The organism is Paenibacillus sp. JJ-223, assembly GCF_927798175.1.
Lineage (GTDB): Bacteria > Bacillota > Bacilli > Paenibacillales > Paenibacillaceae > Paenibacillus > Paenibacillus hubeiensis.
In genome coordinates this window covers 388,318-403,729 of record NZ_CAKMMP010000003.1, presented here as the reverse complement: position 1 = coordinate 403,729, position 15,412 = coordinate 388,318, and the positions used below count along the sequence as shown (strand labels likewise).

12 protein-coding genes and 1 riboswitch are annotated in these 15,412 nt (G+C 50.1%); of the genes, 3 read left to right on the top strand and 9 right to left on the bottom strand.

The window, feature by feature from the left end:
* Window positions 1–66 precede the first annotated feature (66 nt).
* The 5 genes from L6H98_RS08085 to L6H98_RS08065 all read right to left on the bottom strand — a co-directional run bounded on the left by L6H98_RS08085 (window position 67) and on the right by L6H98_RS08065 (window position 5,041).
* Window positions 67–1,752, bottom strand: a complete 1,686-nt coding sequence (locus L6H98_RS08085; protein ID WP_236414197.1) for a hypothetical protein — start codon at window positions 1,750–1,752, stop codon at window positions 67–69.
* A gap of 205 nt (window positions 1,753–1,957) precedes the next feature.
* A complete protein-coding gene (locus L6H98_RS08080) occupies window positions 1,958–2,707 on the bottom strand; it encodes a glucose 1-dehydrogenase (RefSeq protein ID WP_236414195.1) in 750 nt (249 codons plus the stop codon).
* Window positions 2,708–2,862: 155 nt separating this feature from the next.
* Window positions 2,863–3,255 carry a DUF2500 domain-containing protein gene (locus L6H98_RS08075; protein ID WP_236414193.1) on the bottom strand — a complete coding sequence of 131 codons (393 nt, stop codon included), beginning with the start codon at window positions 3,253–3,255 and terminating at the stop codon, window positions 2,863–2,865.
* Between the two features lie 161 nt (window positions 3,256–3,416).
* Window positions 3,417–3,632 carry a hypothetical protein gene (locus L6H98_RS08070; protein WP_236414191.1) on the bottom strand — a complete coding sequence of 72 codons (216 nt, stop codon included), beginning with the start codon at window positions 3,630–3,632 and terminating at the stop codon, window positions 3,417–3,419.
* Window positions 3,633–3,751: 119 nt separating this feature from the next.
* The gene (locus tag L6H98_RS08065) at window positions 3,752–5,041 is read right to left on the bottom strand and encodes a hypothetical protein (RefSeq protein ID WP_236414190.1); all 1,290 of its coding nucleotides are present in this window, start codon (window positions 5,039–5,041) and stop codon (window positions 3,752–3,754) included.
* 340 nt (window positions 5,042–5,381) lie between these two features.
* Between L6H98_RS08065 and L6H98_RS08060 the strand changes: the two genes are divergently transcribed.
* A complete protein-coding gene (locus L6H98_RS08060; protein ID WP_236414188.1) occupies window positions 5,382–6,311 on the top strand; it encodes an L-lactate dehydrogenase in 930 nt (309 codons plus the stop codon).
* A 304-nt stretch (window positions 6,312–6,615) separates the two neighbouring features.
* On the opposite strand, the gene L6H98_RS08055 is transcribed toward L6H98_RS08060, so the two are convergent.
* The 4 genes from L6H98_RS08055 to L6H98_RS08040 all read right to left on the bottom strand — a co-directional run bounded on the left by L6H98_RS08055 (window position 6,616) and on the right by L6H98_RS08040 (window position 11,956).
* Window positions 6,616–7,545, bottom strand: coding sequence for a tyrosine-type recombinase/integrase (locus L6H98_RS08055; protein WP_236414186.1), 930 nt, complete (start codon window positions 7,543–7,545; stop codon window positions 6,616–6,618).
* 299 nt (window positions 7,546–7,844) lie between these two features.
* The gene (locus L6H98_RS08050; protein WP_236414184.1) at window positions 7,845–9,284 is read right to left on the bottom strand and encodes an amino acid permease; all 1,440 of its coding nucleotides are present in this window, start codon (window positions 9,282–9,284) and stop codon (window positions 7,845–7,847) included.
* A gap of 463 nt (window positions 9,285–9,747) precedes the next feature.
* The gene (locus tag L6H98_RS08045; RefSeq protein ID WP_236414182.1) at window positions 9,748–11,124 is read right to left on the bottom strand and encodes an amidohydrolase family protein; all 1,377 of its coding nucleotides are present in this window, start codon (window positions 11,122–11,124) and stop codon (window positions 9,748–9,750) included.
* 193 nt (window positions 11,125–11,317) lie between these two features.
* The gene (locus L6H98_RS08040; RefSeq protein ID WP_236414180.1) at window positions 11,318–11,956 is read right to left on the bottom strand and encodes a hypothetical protein; all 639 of its coding nucleotides are present in this window, start codon (window positions 11,954–11,956) and stop codon (window positions 11,318–11,320) included.
* A 220-nt stretch (window positions 11,957–12,176) separates the two neighbouring features.
* Window positions 12,177–12,324, top strand: a riboswitch (FMN riboswitch).
* 147 nt (window positions 12,325–12,471) lie between these two features.
* On the opposite strand from L6H98_RS08040, the gene L6H98_RS08035 reads away from it, so the two are divergent.
* Window positions 12,472–13,458 carry a DMT family transporter gene (locus L6H98_RS08035; RefSeq protein ID WP_236414178.1) on the top strand — a complete coding sequence of 329 codons (987 nt, stop codon included), beginning with the start codon at window positions 12,472–12,474 and terminating at the stop codon, window positions 13,456–13,458.
* A 192-nt stretch (window positions 13,459–13,650) separates the two neighbouring features.
* A complete protein-coding gene (locus tag L6H98_RS08030) occupies window positions 13,651–15,147 on the top strand; it encodes an amidase (RefSeq protein WP_236414176.1) in 1,497 nt (498 codons plus the stop codon).
* Window positions 15,148–15,412: the final 265 nt, after the last annotated feature.

Here is a 15,412-nt window from a genome sequence, read left to right as displayed (position 1 = left end):
AAAAAAATCCCGGAACTCCCCCGCAGGGGACCCCGAGATTTCGCGTTTCCTATATAAGCTTTTCATTCAGGGCTTGGCTCCGACCCAATAGTCGTATGCATGGACCACATTGCCGTAATAGGCAGCATGCTCGCCAATCAGATCAGGAAGCAAAGCCAATTGACGTTCCATTTCGACCGCGCCAACGTCATGGAACGAGATGTGCGCTCCTTCATGATTTTCTTTCATTTCCACGGAGACAAGCAGCTTTTTGCCCAGACGATCCGCGATTTCCATTTCCTGCTTCACCACTGCCGCAATTCCGTTCGAGCCCTCTGCCTTATTGCGGAATGCCATTAACGATACATGGTCGAGGGTACGAATCATGAACTCCGATACCGACATATCTTTGCCCGGCAACTCATAGATATCCAGCCAAACCGCCAAGTCCACGCTTGTTTCCAAATGGCTGTCCTTCTTTGTCTCCTCCTGAAAATAAGCAACATTGCTCGCCCATTCGGTCAAAAGTCGATCCCGGTTCGCTTCCCACTCGGGAAGTGTATACGGTTCGATATCCAGATGGATGCCCTCAAATCGCTCCTCTGGTTGCGCTTCGGCGTTATAGTTTTTGACGTAATCGACTAAACGTTGAATGCGGGGCCTGTTTTCTTCCTTTGCCCAGATGGGATGGCCACCCATGGCATGAACCTGAATCCCCTGAGCGTGAGCCCGTTTCACAAACGAACGGTAGCTGGAATACGGCTGCTCCAGATCTAGGCGAACGTACAACCAGTTTATTCGCTGCGCTTTGGCAAACTCGAGGATATGCTCACCGCCGTCATCCGTCACCTCCGAAGCCTCCCAAATATAGGTCCCTCGAATGCCTGTTTCGTTGCCTGGCGTTTCCGGTTTGCTTGGTTCGCTTGAATCAAGCTGCCCCCAATATACAATGTCATGGACCGCCGTTCCGGCGTAGGAGGCATGATTCGCAAACGAATTCGCGACTTCCGACAGCACTTGCTCCAATCGGGCCGTTCCCTTTCCTGCAAAACTGGTGAATTCTTCGCCAGGCATCGGTTTGGTATTTACGCCGACCGTAATTGACACATTCCTGTCTTGCGCCCAATTCATTTCCTGCTCAATCAGTCGAATAATTCCATTGCTGCCCTCTGCATTATCGCGGTAAACTAATAAAGTGATTTGGTCGAAACGATCCATGAACCAACGCGATAACGGTTCGTTATCCGTATCCTCCGATGTTTTATGACCTGCAACGGTGTACGAATCCAGCCAAAACGGCAAGTCTACGTTCACCTGAAGCGAACCTTCTTGTTCCACTCGTTCATGGAGCAATTCCATATTGTTCATCCAAGATTCGATCAACGGGACAGGATTGTCCTTCCATGCCGGCAGTACATAGGGCTTAACGTCCAGATGAAGGGCTGCAAACCGTTCTTCCGGTCCAACCGAGGCGTTATATTCGCTTACCCAGGAAGCTAGCGCAAGCATGGGACCCTCGCGGCCTTTGACCCCCCAAGACGGATCGCCGCCGAGTGCTTCTACCGCAATACCCGCATTGCTTGCTTTCGCAATGAAAGATTGATAGACCTCATGCTTCAAATTCATATCCACGCTGACATACAGTCGATTCACGTTATGTTTGGCCGACTGGGCAAGCAAGGCCTCACCTCCGTCGTATATGGATGAAGCCTGCCATACCCACGCGGCCCTTATATTGGCGTCATCTTCCTCAGATGAATCAAAACCCGTCATGATGATCCCTCCAATCAACAAAAGAAGCCACAGCCCTCTTCGGGATGGATTCCCGAGCATATTCTCCCTCCATTTCTCTGTATTGTTCTGAAATCACACCTATTATAGCAACGGGAGTACCAAAAACAAATAAGCCCAAGTGCTTAACTTGGGCTTGGCCGCTTCATTTCATAGCAAAACGCATCAGCGGGAGAACATCCCGGTTCTAGTCCTCATATATCATTTTCCGGGTCATTCCTCCATCCACCGTCAGGTTGGTACCCGTGACAAAGGTATTGTCCGGATCAGTCAGATATAAACAAGCGCGGGCAATATCCGAAGGGACTCCAACCCGACCTGAAGGGTGCTGCTCATGGTCTTCCGGCTTCAACTCGTCTATATTTCCTGTTTCGACCCATCCCGGACTGATACAATTGACCCGAATTCGATCCTTGCCAAGCGATATGGCGAGCGCATGAGTGAGAGCCACGATGGCACCTTTGGATGCTGCATACGCTTCCGTGTCAGGCTCGGACATCAAAGCACGCGTGGATGCCATGTTGACGATGGACCCGCCCCGTTCATTGTTTCTCATATATTTGGCCGCCTCACGGCTCGCAAGAAAACAGCTTCTAGCATTGGTGTTAAGCACATCGTCCCATTCGTCTACCGTAAGATCATAAGGGGATTTCCAGCGTGCCACGCCGGCATTGTTGATGAGAATGTCCACGCGCCCGAATTCCTTCACCGCCGTACCCACCAGCCGAATGATATCTTCTTCCTTTCGGACGTCGCAGTGAACAAAAACAGCTTCTCCGCCTTCATGGCGGATCGAAGCTGCGGCGGCAGCTCCCTCGGCTTCCTGATGGTCGGCAAGCACCACCTTGGCACCCGCCAGCGCATAGGCCTCCGCCACGTTTCTTCCGATTCCTTGCGCGGCTCCCGTAACGATGACAACTTGATCTGTAAATGACATGCCTCTGTCCTCCCTGAATTGCAATGATTCATTTATCATAAACGTTATTACTCATTTATACACCATCAAGAAACGCATTCCGATCTAAATCATGAAATACTTTCTTACAGGAGAACGCAAAAAAAACTTGCACCTTTAAGGCACAAGCTGAACGATTACCCGCGCACGCGCTCCGTATACAGTCGGTTGTTCCGTTCAAATCCCACATAACGGGTTCCCTTGAAAGAGAGACGCCCTTCGTCTCCTTCAGAGCAAAGGCCGTATTCTTCGCCGCTAACCCTGAACTCCATTCGGTCCCCGCTCTCGACTTCAAACGTGACATAGTATAATGTACGGGCAGAGCTTCCGGGTTCGGCGTGCGATTGCTGGACTTGCATTCTTCTTCCGGTAATTCGCGAGGAAACCGTAAGCAGCGGTTCGGCGTTGTTTTTCCCCCACCTCCATATCTCTTTTCCCATCGACAGAAGAACGATACCGATAATCAGGACAAATACGACCGGAAAGACGGTTCCAAAAAAATCAAACATCCAGGATGATTCAATTCCCAAGTCTCCCCCTCCGTTCTGGGACAGCCGTAGTCTTGGCCCTTCTTTCAGTAATGTATATGCACTTCGGCGCAGAACTTGTTAGCCGGATTCAAATTCAGGCCGGGTTCTCCAACATCAAAAAGCCCCTGAAAGGGGCCATGAGATTACTATTACTTTATAGTCTATGCATACATCTCATCCATGAATCCGCGAGTGATTCCCGCGCCGTCAGCTTGTTCGGGATCAGCCTGTTGCGCATGTTTGGCCATGCATTCCCTCACTTCTTCCTCCGTTGTACAGAAGCATGCATCCTCACAGGTGTAGCATAATTGAAGCATGTATCGAGTTAAATCGTCCGCCTGTGTGAGTTGAACTTGTTCGTTGGTTCTCATCATCATCACTCCCATCTCTTCTTGATCTCAATATAACATCATTTCAGAATTGTTTTTGTGATTATTTTCACAAAGTAAGCGAAAGAAAAAGAACCCAACGGTTCTTCTCTTTAACGTTTTGCTGGCTATAACACTTTCCAGTGCACGCCTCCATCCACGGTTTGCAGCAGCAGCGAACGTTTATTATCCGTATTCTCCACCAGGACCCAGCCCAATTTTCGGGAGATCATCTGCAGTTTATTGATTTCGGGATATTCATCCAATATTTTCTGCAATACCCTGCTTTCGGGAAGCGGTTCCCACGTTTTCCCTGCATTCTTCGTATGATACGTCACATCTCCTTGGATGGCCCAACCTTCCTTTTCATTCAAGAAAGCTGGGGCCAGGTTCCGGTTCAGGCCAGCTTGCTGATTCAAACCAAATGTGGACAATGTCCAGCTCTTTCCGCCATCGGCTGTGAAAAAACCGCTGAATTTTGTCGTTTCCCCGGACGAACAAGCTAACGACATCCAAGCGCTCTTTGCTTCCCGTCCGAAAAACTGCGGAGAACCGAGATTAAAGTTGCCGCATGCGTTGAATTTGCTGCGGTCGAAGAAGGAAGGTCCGGATTTCCATTCCTTTCCTCCGTTAGTGGTTACATACAGCTTCGGCAAGCCAAACTCCACGGCAGTCAGAAATCCGTGATGCGAATCCGAAAAAGTCATGCCTGTCGCATAACCGCGCTTCGAAATCTCTCCAGCGGACGTATTTTCGGCTTCATCACCGGATTCCATGAGCTTCCAGCTGATGCCTCCGTCTTCGGTGATGTACAGCTTTTTCTCCTGTTTTCCGATGGTCGAGTCCACCGTGGTCAAAATCCAGCCCTTTTCGGGAGAGACAAAAGAAACCGCGGCGACTTTATCCGTTTTGGATAACGAAGACAAGCTCCAACTGGCCCCCCCGTTATTCGTGCGCAGCACGATCGTATCCGTTCCGCCCATTCCTTCCCGGACGATCCAGCCATGCATGCTATCCACAAAATAAATGTTCTGTCCATATACTGGGTTGGACGGAAACTGCACATTCTCCGATGGAGAAATGTTGCTCCAGGTTGCCCCCTGATCCTGCGTATAGTACAAACGCAATGCGTTGCGCGTCACGCCCCATGCCAAGCCACCGTTTTCGTTGAGCATTTGAAAATCGGTCAGCCGGGTTTGAATTTGATATTTGGTTGTTTCCGCAGCCGGTGTATTCGTGCTTACTGGGGGAACGACAGTTAAAGTCTGTCCGGCATTGCCGCCATCCAGATCCTCATCCTGTGCCTGCGGCGGCTGTGCTGCAGGAGTCTGACCCGAGTCCGTGCAAGCAGCAAGCAACGTTGCGATCCCCAGAGACAGAAGCGCTGCCTGGGTTAGCTTGATCCATCGCGAACGCAAGTGGTCTCCACCTTTCTTGTCCAATCGACAGGCAAACAAGCCTGTTCTACCTGGTGTTTTCATAATTTGCATTCATCGTTAACTATAAAGCCAAACCGTTCATGCAAATCCATCTCTCCCATTCTACCATAAACCTCTTGGAAAGGCCCATCGACAAACCTGGACAGAAAGGGAGACTGAAGTTGAATGCCATGAAACGTTTGATTCGGCCGGATCAGGACGTTAGACACTAATTCCGGTTTTGCGACCTAAAATATGACAAATAACATAGACAGTCTCGCTTTTTGGTTAAATATCCCTTAATATGGATGAAGGCACACCCAAAAGGAGAGGATCTGATATGGTAGATCATGCAATGCTTAAGCCAAGCCGTGTCGTTATTGTAGGCATGGGTGCGGTAGGAACAACGACCGGGTACACGCTCATGTTGCGGCAGCGTTCTTCCGAGCTGGTGTTCGTGGACGTAAATCATGACAAAGCAGTCGGTGAAATGCTGGATATGAACCACGGCCTACCGTTTACAGGAGGCGTCAAGGTATGGGCAGGCGATTATTCGGATTGCAAGGATGCAGATATCATCATTATTACGGCGGGGGCATCCCAGAAGCCGGGCGAAACCCGGATTGATCTGTTGAAAAGAAATGCGAGCATTTTCAAAGACATTATCGAGCGCATTACGGCAGTCAATTCCCATGGAATTCTGCTCATTGCGACGAATCCTGTAGATATTTTATCCTATACGTCCTGGAAGCAAAGCGGTTGGCCGGCTTCGCGGGTCATCGGTTCCGGCACACTGCTTGACAGTGCGCGTTTCCGCTACCTTATCGGCAAAAACAAAGGCATCGATCCGCGCAGCATCCATGCCCATATTATCGGCGAGCACGGTGATTCCGAAGTCCCGGTATGGAGCCTGGCCAACGTGGCCGGCACGGATCTTGAGCTAAGCGATGAAGAACAACAAGACATTTTTGACCGCACCAAAAACGCGGCTTATGAGATTATTAATGCCAAAGGAGCCACATCCTATGCTATTGCGCTTGCTCTCGATCGCATCGTCGCCGCCATTCTGGGCAACGAAGGCTCCGTGCTGAACGTATCCACCTTGCTTGAGGATTACAATGGTGTATCGGATGTATATCTTGGCGTACCTTGCATCGTTGACCGAAACGGCGTTCGCGAAATTTTGCCTCTGCCGTTGAACGAAACGGAAAAGCTTGCTTTCCAGGCTTCGGCCAACAAACTAAAGGAGCAAATTTCCGGGCTGGAATAGCCAGCAGGCTATCCACTGACGTCATAGCTCACCAAAACGGATAAAAATAGACCAGCCAGTCTGCCGTTAGGCTAAAATGGTTGGTCTATTGCCTCTTGTGCAGCATCACCGACTAAACCGGCAGTGCCCATGGAGTCAAATACAAATAATTAAGTTTACATAATAATAATTTCGTCGACCTAGTTCTTGTGGTTTCAGCTTTTTTCCAAAAATAAACCAAAAAAACAAGTTCCATCCGTTCAGATAGAACTTGTTTTAATGATTCATTTTGAACAAAGGCCGGATCTTATCCCATTTCGCCCGGCTACTCGCCGACAAATGAAGGAAGCTTGACGTCAAGCAGCGCCATCGCTTCCTCCTTCTCGCGACTGGTGACGTGGGTATATACCGTCGTCGTCTGGATCGAGGCATGACCCAACAACTCCTGAACTGTTCGCAGATCGGCTCCACGCCGCAGCATCATCGTTGCAAACGAATGCCGCAGCTTATGGCTGGAGTAATGCAGACGCTGATTCGATGGGGATTCCTGCTGGAAACGGTCGAACGTTTCGGTTGAAATCAACTGAATGCTCCGAATGGATAATCTTTTCCCTTTTTGCGAAACAAACATCGCCTCTTCCTTTTCACGCCAAGGAGCCAATCGTTCCTTCACCGCTTGGGACAGTATATCCGCGACCATTTCGGGCACGGGTAACGTCCGCCACTTCCTTCCCTTCCCGAATACGTCGAGCGTCCGCCGCTCGGCATTGTAATCTTGGCAGTTCAATGCATGAACTTCGCCTACACGCAGCCCCATATATCCCATCAGCAGGAAAATGGCCAGATTGCGCGTCCGGTATTTACCTGCGACGGATTGCAAAAAACGTTCCAAACCATGCTCGTCCAGAAAAACGGGGGCACGGTTTTTTTCAGTCTTCGACTTTTTGATGCCAGACGCCGGGTTGTTGGTCAGCACTTCCAGTTCGATCAGAGACTTGAAGAAACAGTTCACCGCCGCATGCTTGCGATTACGCGTGGCGTCACTGACCCCGCGTTCGCGGGCACGGGACAGAAAGGATAGCACATGCAGCTTTTTAACCTGCTCCAACGATTTTCCTTGGATGGACATGAGAAATTCAGCAACGTCGCCTGTGTAAGATTTTACCGTGTACCGAGTATATCCGGCATCCTTCATCCAGATGTGAAAAGCCTCCAACTCGTCGGCATATTGCTCCTGAATCTCCTCGCTGATCATTCGTTTCGTTCACCACACATCCGTTAGTTTTGCGAATTTATGCGTTCTCTCGCTCCCTTGATGGCGCATCGCCTGTTCTCCCAAATATATGTCATATTTCTTAAGGGTGCAACCCCGGAAGCTTTGGCCGGGTCCCATCTTATTTCATTTTATCGCCTGTTTTCTCAGCTTCGGCGGATCACATTTTATGATTTGCGCATGAAAAAAAGCCCATAACCAACACGAACTCGCGTCAGATATGAACTTTGCTTCGCATGTCGATCATGGTTCAGCTGCAGCTAATAGATGGAATGGATGCCTCATCGTCTGCCCTTGTTTTCGCTCTGCTTCGAAACGAGGCGCAGTGGATTCAAGTGGCTGTAATGCCTGCCATACGTGAAGTAGATCAACAATCCGATGAACAGCCATACAAAAAACACGATCCAGGTCAACATTTCCAGCCGAGTCATCAAATATACGCAGCCTATGGCACTAAGAATCGGAATGTACGGCACCAATGGCACTTTAAATCCTCGTTTCAAGTCCGGATGGTTTTTGCGCAATACGATGATCCCGAGACTCACTACGGCAAAAGCAAACAACGTGCCGATGTTCGTCAGTTCCGCCAAGCGCCCCAGGGAAATGAATCCGGAGAACAGCGCAATGATGATGCCTGCGAGCCAAGTGCCCGCAGCCGGAGTCTGGCTTTTGCCGCTGATTTTGGAAAAGACGGGAGACAACAGGCCATCGCGCGACATCGAATAAAGCAAACGTGTCTGTCCGTACATCATGACAAGCAGCACCGTCGTTATTCCCGTAATGGCACCCAGAGCGACAATCCAGGATAATCCGTTCAAATGAACGAACTCAAACGCAAAGGCTACGGGATCCGCAACGTTTAACATATGGAAAGGAACGATGCCGGTCAGAATCAGCGACACGACAATATAAAGGAGCGTACAAATGGCTAACGATGCAATGATGCCGATCGGCAGGTCGCGCTGCGGTCGTTTGACCTCTTCGGCTGCCGTGGACACCGCATCGAATCCGATATAGGCGAAAAACACGGTAGCCGCACCGGCGGTTACGCCCGAAAGGCCAAACGGCAGAAACGGCTGCCAATTCGCCGGCTGCACATAAAATACCCCAACGCCGATGAAGATCAGCACCACGATGATTTTGATCCCGACCATAATGCCATTGGCGCGTGCCGCTTCCTTGACGCCGCGCGTAAGCAGAAACGTAATGATTAACGTAATCACAGCGGCCGTAACGTCAAAGTAGGTTCCTTTTTCCGGATCAAAGGCGCTTGTCCATGCGTGCGGCAATTGAATGCCGAAACCCGAAAGCAATGTCTGAAAATACCCCGACCAACCACTCGCGACCGCCGCGCTGGCAAATCCATATTCCAGAATAAGGTCCCATCCCAAAACCCAGGCGATGACCTCGCCAAAAGCCGTGTAGCTGTAAGTATATGCACTGCCCGAAGCAGGCACGGTTGAAGCGAATTCGGAATAACATAACGCGGCAAAGGAACAAATAATGCCTGCCAACAAAAAGGACAGCACCAGTCCAGGTCCGGCATGTTCGGCAGCGGCTACACCGGTGAGGACAAAAATTCCTGTTCCAATGATGGCCCCTACTCCAAGGGTCGTCAGATCCAAAGCTCCAAGCGCCCGTTTCAAACCACTGCCTGAATCACCTTCAACCGAGATTTGCTTTTTTCTGAATAATGCAGCTCTTGCTTCGTTTTTGCTCATGGACATATTCCTCTCGTAACAAGGTGTGGTCGTTGGTACATCTGTTCTATGAAAAATCCGTTTGTTCTATCTTAACCAGCATCTATAAAAAACTACCGTTTTCTACACTTTGCCGCTTTGCTCTAATAAAATATTTTTTTGCAAAGCACTCAAGCGGCTTATTTTGTGTTTTTCACCCGAAATTTATCATTTCATATCACGAACTGTTGGACACCAACGAAAGAAAAAATCGTTTTAAAACAAAACTGCGTATAATTTATATTATGCGCAGTTTTTAATCTCCATTTTCCGCGTGGAGATGCAGCATTATGCTGTTGTTATCTGTAGTTTGATGAAACAAACGAAAAATGCGTCAAAAAAGCCGCATGTTCCCATGCGGCCTCCTTCACAATATAGATTTGAATAAACCTGTCCTATATGGATATATGGATCCTTCCACCAAAACCAGGCGGTTGCTCCCTCATCAGGAATATACGATTCGTTCTGCGTCGCTAAACCGATATTGCTGAAGCAAGTACACTTTGCTTTCCATGGCCTGGCGTCGAATCTTGTCCAAATCCACGCCGATGAGTTTGCCCCCCTGCTTCACAAGCCGTCCTGCGACAAATACGGTATCCACGTTGGAAGGATTCGCAAATTGCACGACGGCGCCTATCGGATCATGCACCGGGAACAGATTGAGATCCGTGGTGCGGATCATGATCAGGTCAGCTTCCTTGCCTGGGGCAAGCGTACCCACTTTGCTTCCAAGTCCCAGCGCCTGCGCACCTGCCGATGTTGCAAACCGCAACACTTGCCTGGACTGCAAATTCAGCTCGCCGGGCATCTCTCCGTTTTCCAGCGCGAGCTCGTTCATTTTGGCCCGTTCGGCTTGCAACGCAAATTTCATCTGGGAGAACATGTCTCCACCCGTTGATGTCACGACATCGACGCCAAGCGTCGGCGTGCCTCCTTGCTCCAGAAAAGCACCCGTTGCAGGATAGCCATGTCCCATCATCATTTCCACTTCCGGCGTCACCGATAACGAAGCACCGCTATCGGCGAGCAGCTTATATTCGTCGATGCCCATGGTATTGCCGTGCACCAAATTGACGTCCGGGCCGAGCAAACCGTGTTCAGCCATCCTGGCCACCGAGCGGTCCACCGAGCCCCAGCTGCCAAACCCTGCATGCATGGAGCAGATCGCATCCAGCTCGCGGGCAAGACGAATTTCGTCCACCGCTGTATCCCAGTGACTGAATTCGGGTCCCCGTATAGCGAGTCCAAACGTTAATAATTGGTCGTTCGAAGAAAAATGCTGCAGCTTTACCCTTCTCACATCGGCTGAATATGTCAAACGGCTTTCCCGATTCCAATATTCGGTCTCCCCGGGAACACCATACGCAAACACAGCCCGAATGCCGGCATCGCGCAACCCCCGAACAAGCTCATCCGTATGGTCCGGCGTATAGGGCATGCTCCAATCGAGGATCGTGGTCACGCCTGCATTAAGCGCTTCCAATGAACCGAGCAAATTGGCGATATAACTGTCTTGCGGTCGCAGCTTGCTGCCCATCGCCCCATAATAAAGATTTTGCAAATAAACGGGCAAGGACCAGTTCGTTCCCGCGGTACGCAGCAGCGATTCCCATACATGGCGGTGGGTATCCACCAACCCGGGCAGAATAATCATGTCGGAAGCATCGATCACGATCGCTTCCTCACATTCCAGATCAGGCCTTATTGCCGTAATGATTGAACCTTCAATCAGTACATCCGCCCGGGCATACTGACCTACCGAAGGATCCATGGACAATACGCAGCCATTTTTGAGCAAATAACCTTTTTCCACAAGACACATCTCCAATCCTCATGTTATGGGTACGTTCAGGTACTTACACAAGTTGTTGATGAAAGGTTGTCTGTTCATGGATGCAAGATTATGAGTGTATTATTTCAAGGATATAACGATTATATAGCACTTGTTAATGACGCACAATCATGGAATGAATACCCATCCAATAATAAGATCAGTTCAATCCATGGGATAACCATTATTTCAATGGATAGATAAGCTGTATATGATTCAACGGCATGAGTCCCTCATACAAAGCATGATTATGATCGGCACCCACAATACACAACATACGTGCATCCGCATTGTCTTTGATTGCGTTTATGATTCGTTGAAGCATGATATCATGCCGACATTCCCATCGTATGGCATGCGCTTTTGGATCCAACCTTTTCAGCCACTGATATTTCAGTCGGGTCACATGGTCGAATGCTTCCGTATTAAATGGAATAGCACCCTTACCGGAAGCCGCAAGCTGTTTGTGCCACCAATGATCCAATTCATTCTCCAACCGTTCTTTTTCGGGCCCGGTATAGCTTCGCAAAGGATCGAAATCGTTCCAAACATCAAGTTCCACCCAATCCACGGGAACAAACTTGATCTTTTTTTCTTCGCATAACGGAAAGATCAGGTCGTAATATTCGCTTGGGGGTTCGCCCCAGTACCCTCTATTTGCAGGCTCCTTTTTGTATTTCTCGAAACTGGATGGCAAAACCTCGCCGCAGATTACATCCGGATCAAAATCAACAATTAACCTTTCTATGGTTTTAAGTGTTAAATGGTGCTGCACTCGCAGCTCTTCATCATGTACGACTCCCAAAATACCTACGACTTCCATTTCAGCAACCCCTTAAGCTCCGAATTATTTCTTAAACGAACGTTTATGCTCGTCTAAAGCACCTTTCAACGATTTGACGATATTCCAGCGTATTATTCCGATTATTCTTATGGAAATTAAATATTTATTTCGCAAAAACTCTTGCACTGCTAGCGCTTTCACATTTAAGATGAATCTATTGATGTTACAGCTTGTGTAACGAACCTATAAACCAATCGAATAGGATCTTCGGGGTAGGGTGCAATTCCCAACCGGCGGTGATGTTCTTCGGAACCAGCCCGCGACTCGCTGTTTGACCAGTTTTGGACAGCGACTGACCTGGTGCGACTCCAGGGCCGACGGTATAGTCCGGATGAGAGAAGATCAACACATGAATACGGCCGTTCTCGGGAACGCCTTTTTCCCGACGCCATATTCATGCGTGTGAGCCCCCGTTATTTGGCGTACGCCGAAACGGGGGCTTTTGTCGAATCTGCCAACTGAAGATTCCGTGTTCTGACGAAGGAGTCCTGAATATGGAAAACCATCAAACTGCATCAAACGTTCCGACCAAGCAACGAGGCAACACCGGATTCTGGCTGGTTGTGCTTGGCGCTGCCCTCTGGGGCGTCGACCCTCTTTTCCGCATTCTTTTGCTCGAAACGATGACCTCCACCCAGATCGTCCTGGTGGAACATATCATTGTAAGCCTGATCGCCCTTCCCGTACTTTGGAAATTCAGGGCCGACCTGAAAGATCTGCGCGCACGCCATTGGATTGCCGTCATTTTCATTTCCTGGGGCGGTTCTGCGCTTGCCACGGTGTTATTCACGCTGGCCCTCACTCATAATGATCCAAACACGGTACTGCTGCTGCAAAAAATGCAGCCCTTGTTCGCGATCGTGATGGCAAAGCTGCTGTTAAAAGAATCGCTGCCGCGCCGCTTTGGCGGGTTGTTCATCATTGCGCTGGCAGGAACCTACTTGCTGACCTTTGGATTGACGCTCCCCTCGGCCGGATGGGACAGCTGGGTCCATGCAGGCAGCTTGTTGTCCCTGGGCGCTGCCGCGCTATGGGGAGGCTCCACGGTTATGGGCCGGCTGATGCTGGGACAAACGCGGTATGAAACGGTAACCTCCCTTCGTTTCGTCGTTGCCCTGCCGCTGCTCATCTTCATGACCTGGAATGAAGGCGCACCATGGTCCTTCCCTTCAGGTACGGGTGCCCAGGCTGCGGTCATCCTGAACATTTTGGGCCAAGCGCTGCTGCCTGGATTGTTGAGTCTTTTGCTGTATTACAAAGGTCTCTCTTCGACCAAGGCATCGGTGGCTACTTTGGCTGAATTGAGCTTTCCGATGGCAGGCGTGCTGGTGAACTGGATCGCTTTCCGTACGCTGATTACTTGGGAGCAGCTCATCGGTTTCGTCCTGATCTGGATCGCCCTGTTCGCCATCTCCAGACAGCAAGATCGCTCGCCATCCAACACCAACCTTGAAGCTGCGCGAAGATTGCGCACAGAGTGAATCAACATAGCATATCATTAATGGCATGATTTGTATATCCACACTGTTTGTTCCTTCTGGGCAAACAGTGTTTTTTTTTATGGTTGAACGTGCAGCATCACATTACATTGCGCTTTTGTCTTTTCGTCCACCTGATGGTACGATGACTATGGAACATGCTCAGCCCAATACATATTGAGAGGAACGATACACATGTCTTCATTTCCATATACATCCTATGACGCCGTCGGTTTGGCAGAGCTTGTGCGTGCGCGGCAAGTATCGCCAAACGAGCTATTGGATGCGGCATTTGCCCGACTGAACGAGTTCAATCCCCGGTTAAACGCCGTGATCCGCACGTATGAGACACGCGCAAGGCAGGAGGCCAACCAGACAAGGCCGGGGGAACAACCTTTTGCCGGCGTACCGCTCTTGTTGAAGGACATTTCGCAATCCTTGGAAAACGAGCTTCTCACTTCCGGTTCGCGTTTGTTCAGCGAGCACCGCGCTGTGCGCAGCTCCAATTTCGTCCAACGCCTGCGTGAGGCCGGTTTTATTATTATCGGGCATACCAATACGCCGGAGTTCGGCTTGAAAAACATCACAGAACCCAGCCTGCATGGCCCGACGCGCAATCCATGGAACACGGAGCACTCGCCAGGCGGTTCCAGCGGCGGAGCGGCAGCAGCCGTTGCCTCGGGAATGGTTCCACTGGCAGGTGCAAGCGACGGCGGCGGCTCGATCCGAATACCTGCAGCGTTTAGCGGACTGTTCGGTCTGAAGCCTACGCGCGGCCGGACGCCGGTTGGTCCAGGCGCAGGCCGTCAATGGCAGGGCGCCTCCATCGATTTTGCCTTGTCCCGCACCGTGCGCGACAGTGCGGCACTGTTGGATGTGCTGCAAGTCGTCCAGCCGGAAGCGGCGTTCCACGCCCCTCTTTTTCCGGGAAGTTACCAGGCAGACATGAACTATCCACACCAACGAAAACTGAAAATCGCATATACTACGGCTTCGCCTGTAGGAACACCTGTCAGCGAAGAAGCCAAACAAGCGGTGTACAAGCTCGTTCGCTGGCTCGAAGAGCAAGGCCACGACGTTGAAGAAAAACTCAGTCCCGTCAACGGCGTTCGTCTGATCGAAAATTACTACATGATGAACAGTGGAGAAATGGCCGCCATGGTTTCCTCCATTGAACGCTCCATCGGACGTGAGCTGACCGCAAGAGATATGGAAATCGAAGCCTGGGTCATTGCCGAGGCAGGCAAAAAAGTATCTGCCGCCGAGTTCGTTCACAGTTTGGCTGAGTGGGATGTTGCCGCTGCGCAGATGTCCAAGCTGTTCGAACGATATGATTTTTACGTAACGCCCACGAACGCTTTTCCAGCACCACGAATCGGGGAATTAACGGCCGATGCCAAACGGATCGACGAATTGATGATGGTCAGCGAATTGGACAAGGATCGGCAGCAGCAGCTTATTTATGAAATGTTTGAGCCGAGCTTGACCTATACTCCATTTACCCAGCTTGCCAATTTGACGGGTCAGCCTGCCATGAGCGTACCTATACACATGACCCCGGACGGCCTGCCTATGGGAGCTCAGATCATGGCGACTAAAGGCCGTGAGGACTGGCTGTTTCATTTGGCCGGACAGCTTGAAGCATCCGAGCTCTGGATTGGCTTGAAAGGCAACCCGATGTTCCCCGCCTAAAGCGGAAGAGGGATTATGGGGATGGGATCTATGGGATCTTTGATGTCGGGTTATATATAAGCGATACGAAGTCGATGGATACCCCCGCATAACCATCATGTCATGCGGGGTGTATACCTCATCTGAATTTCACCTTATTCAATGCCTTGTAATGCAAAGTAGTTTCTTTTCTATTTAGGTTTACATAATATTTATGTTGTATACTTTTAAAGTTAGGCACATGACTTAACCTCACACTTTCCGTTGAATGCCTTAAAGCCTGCTC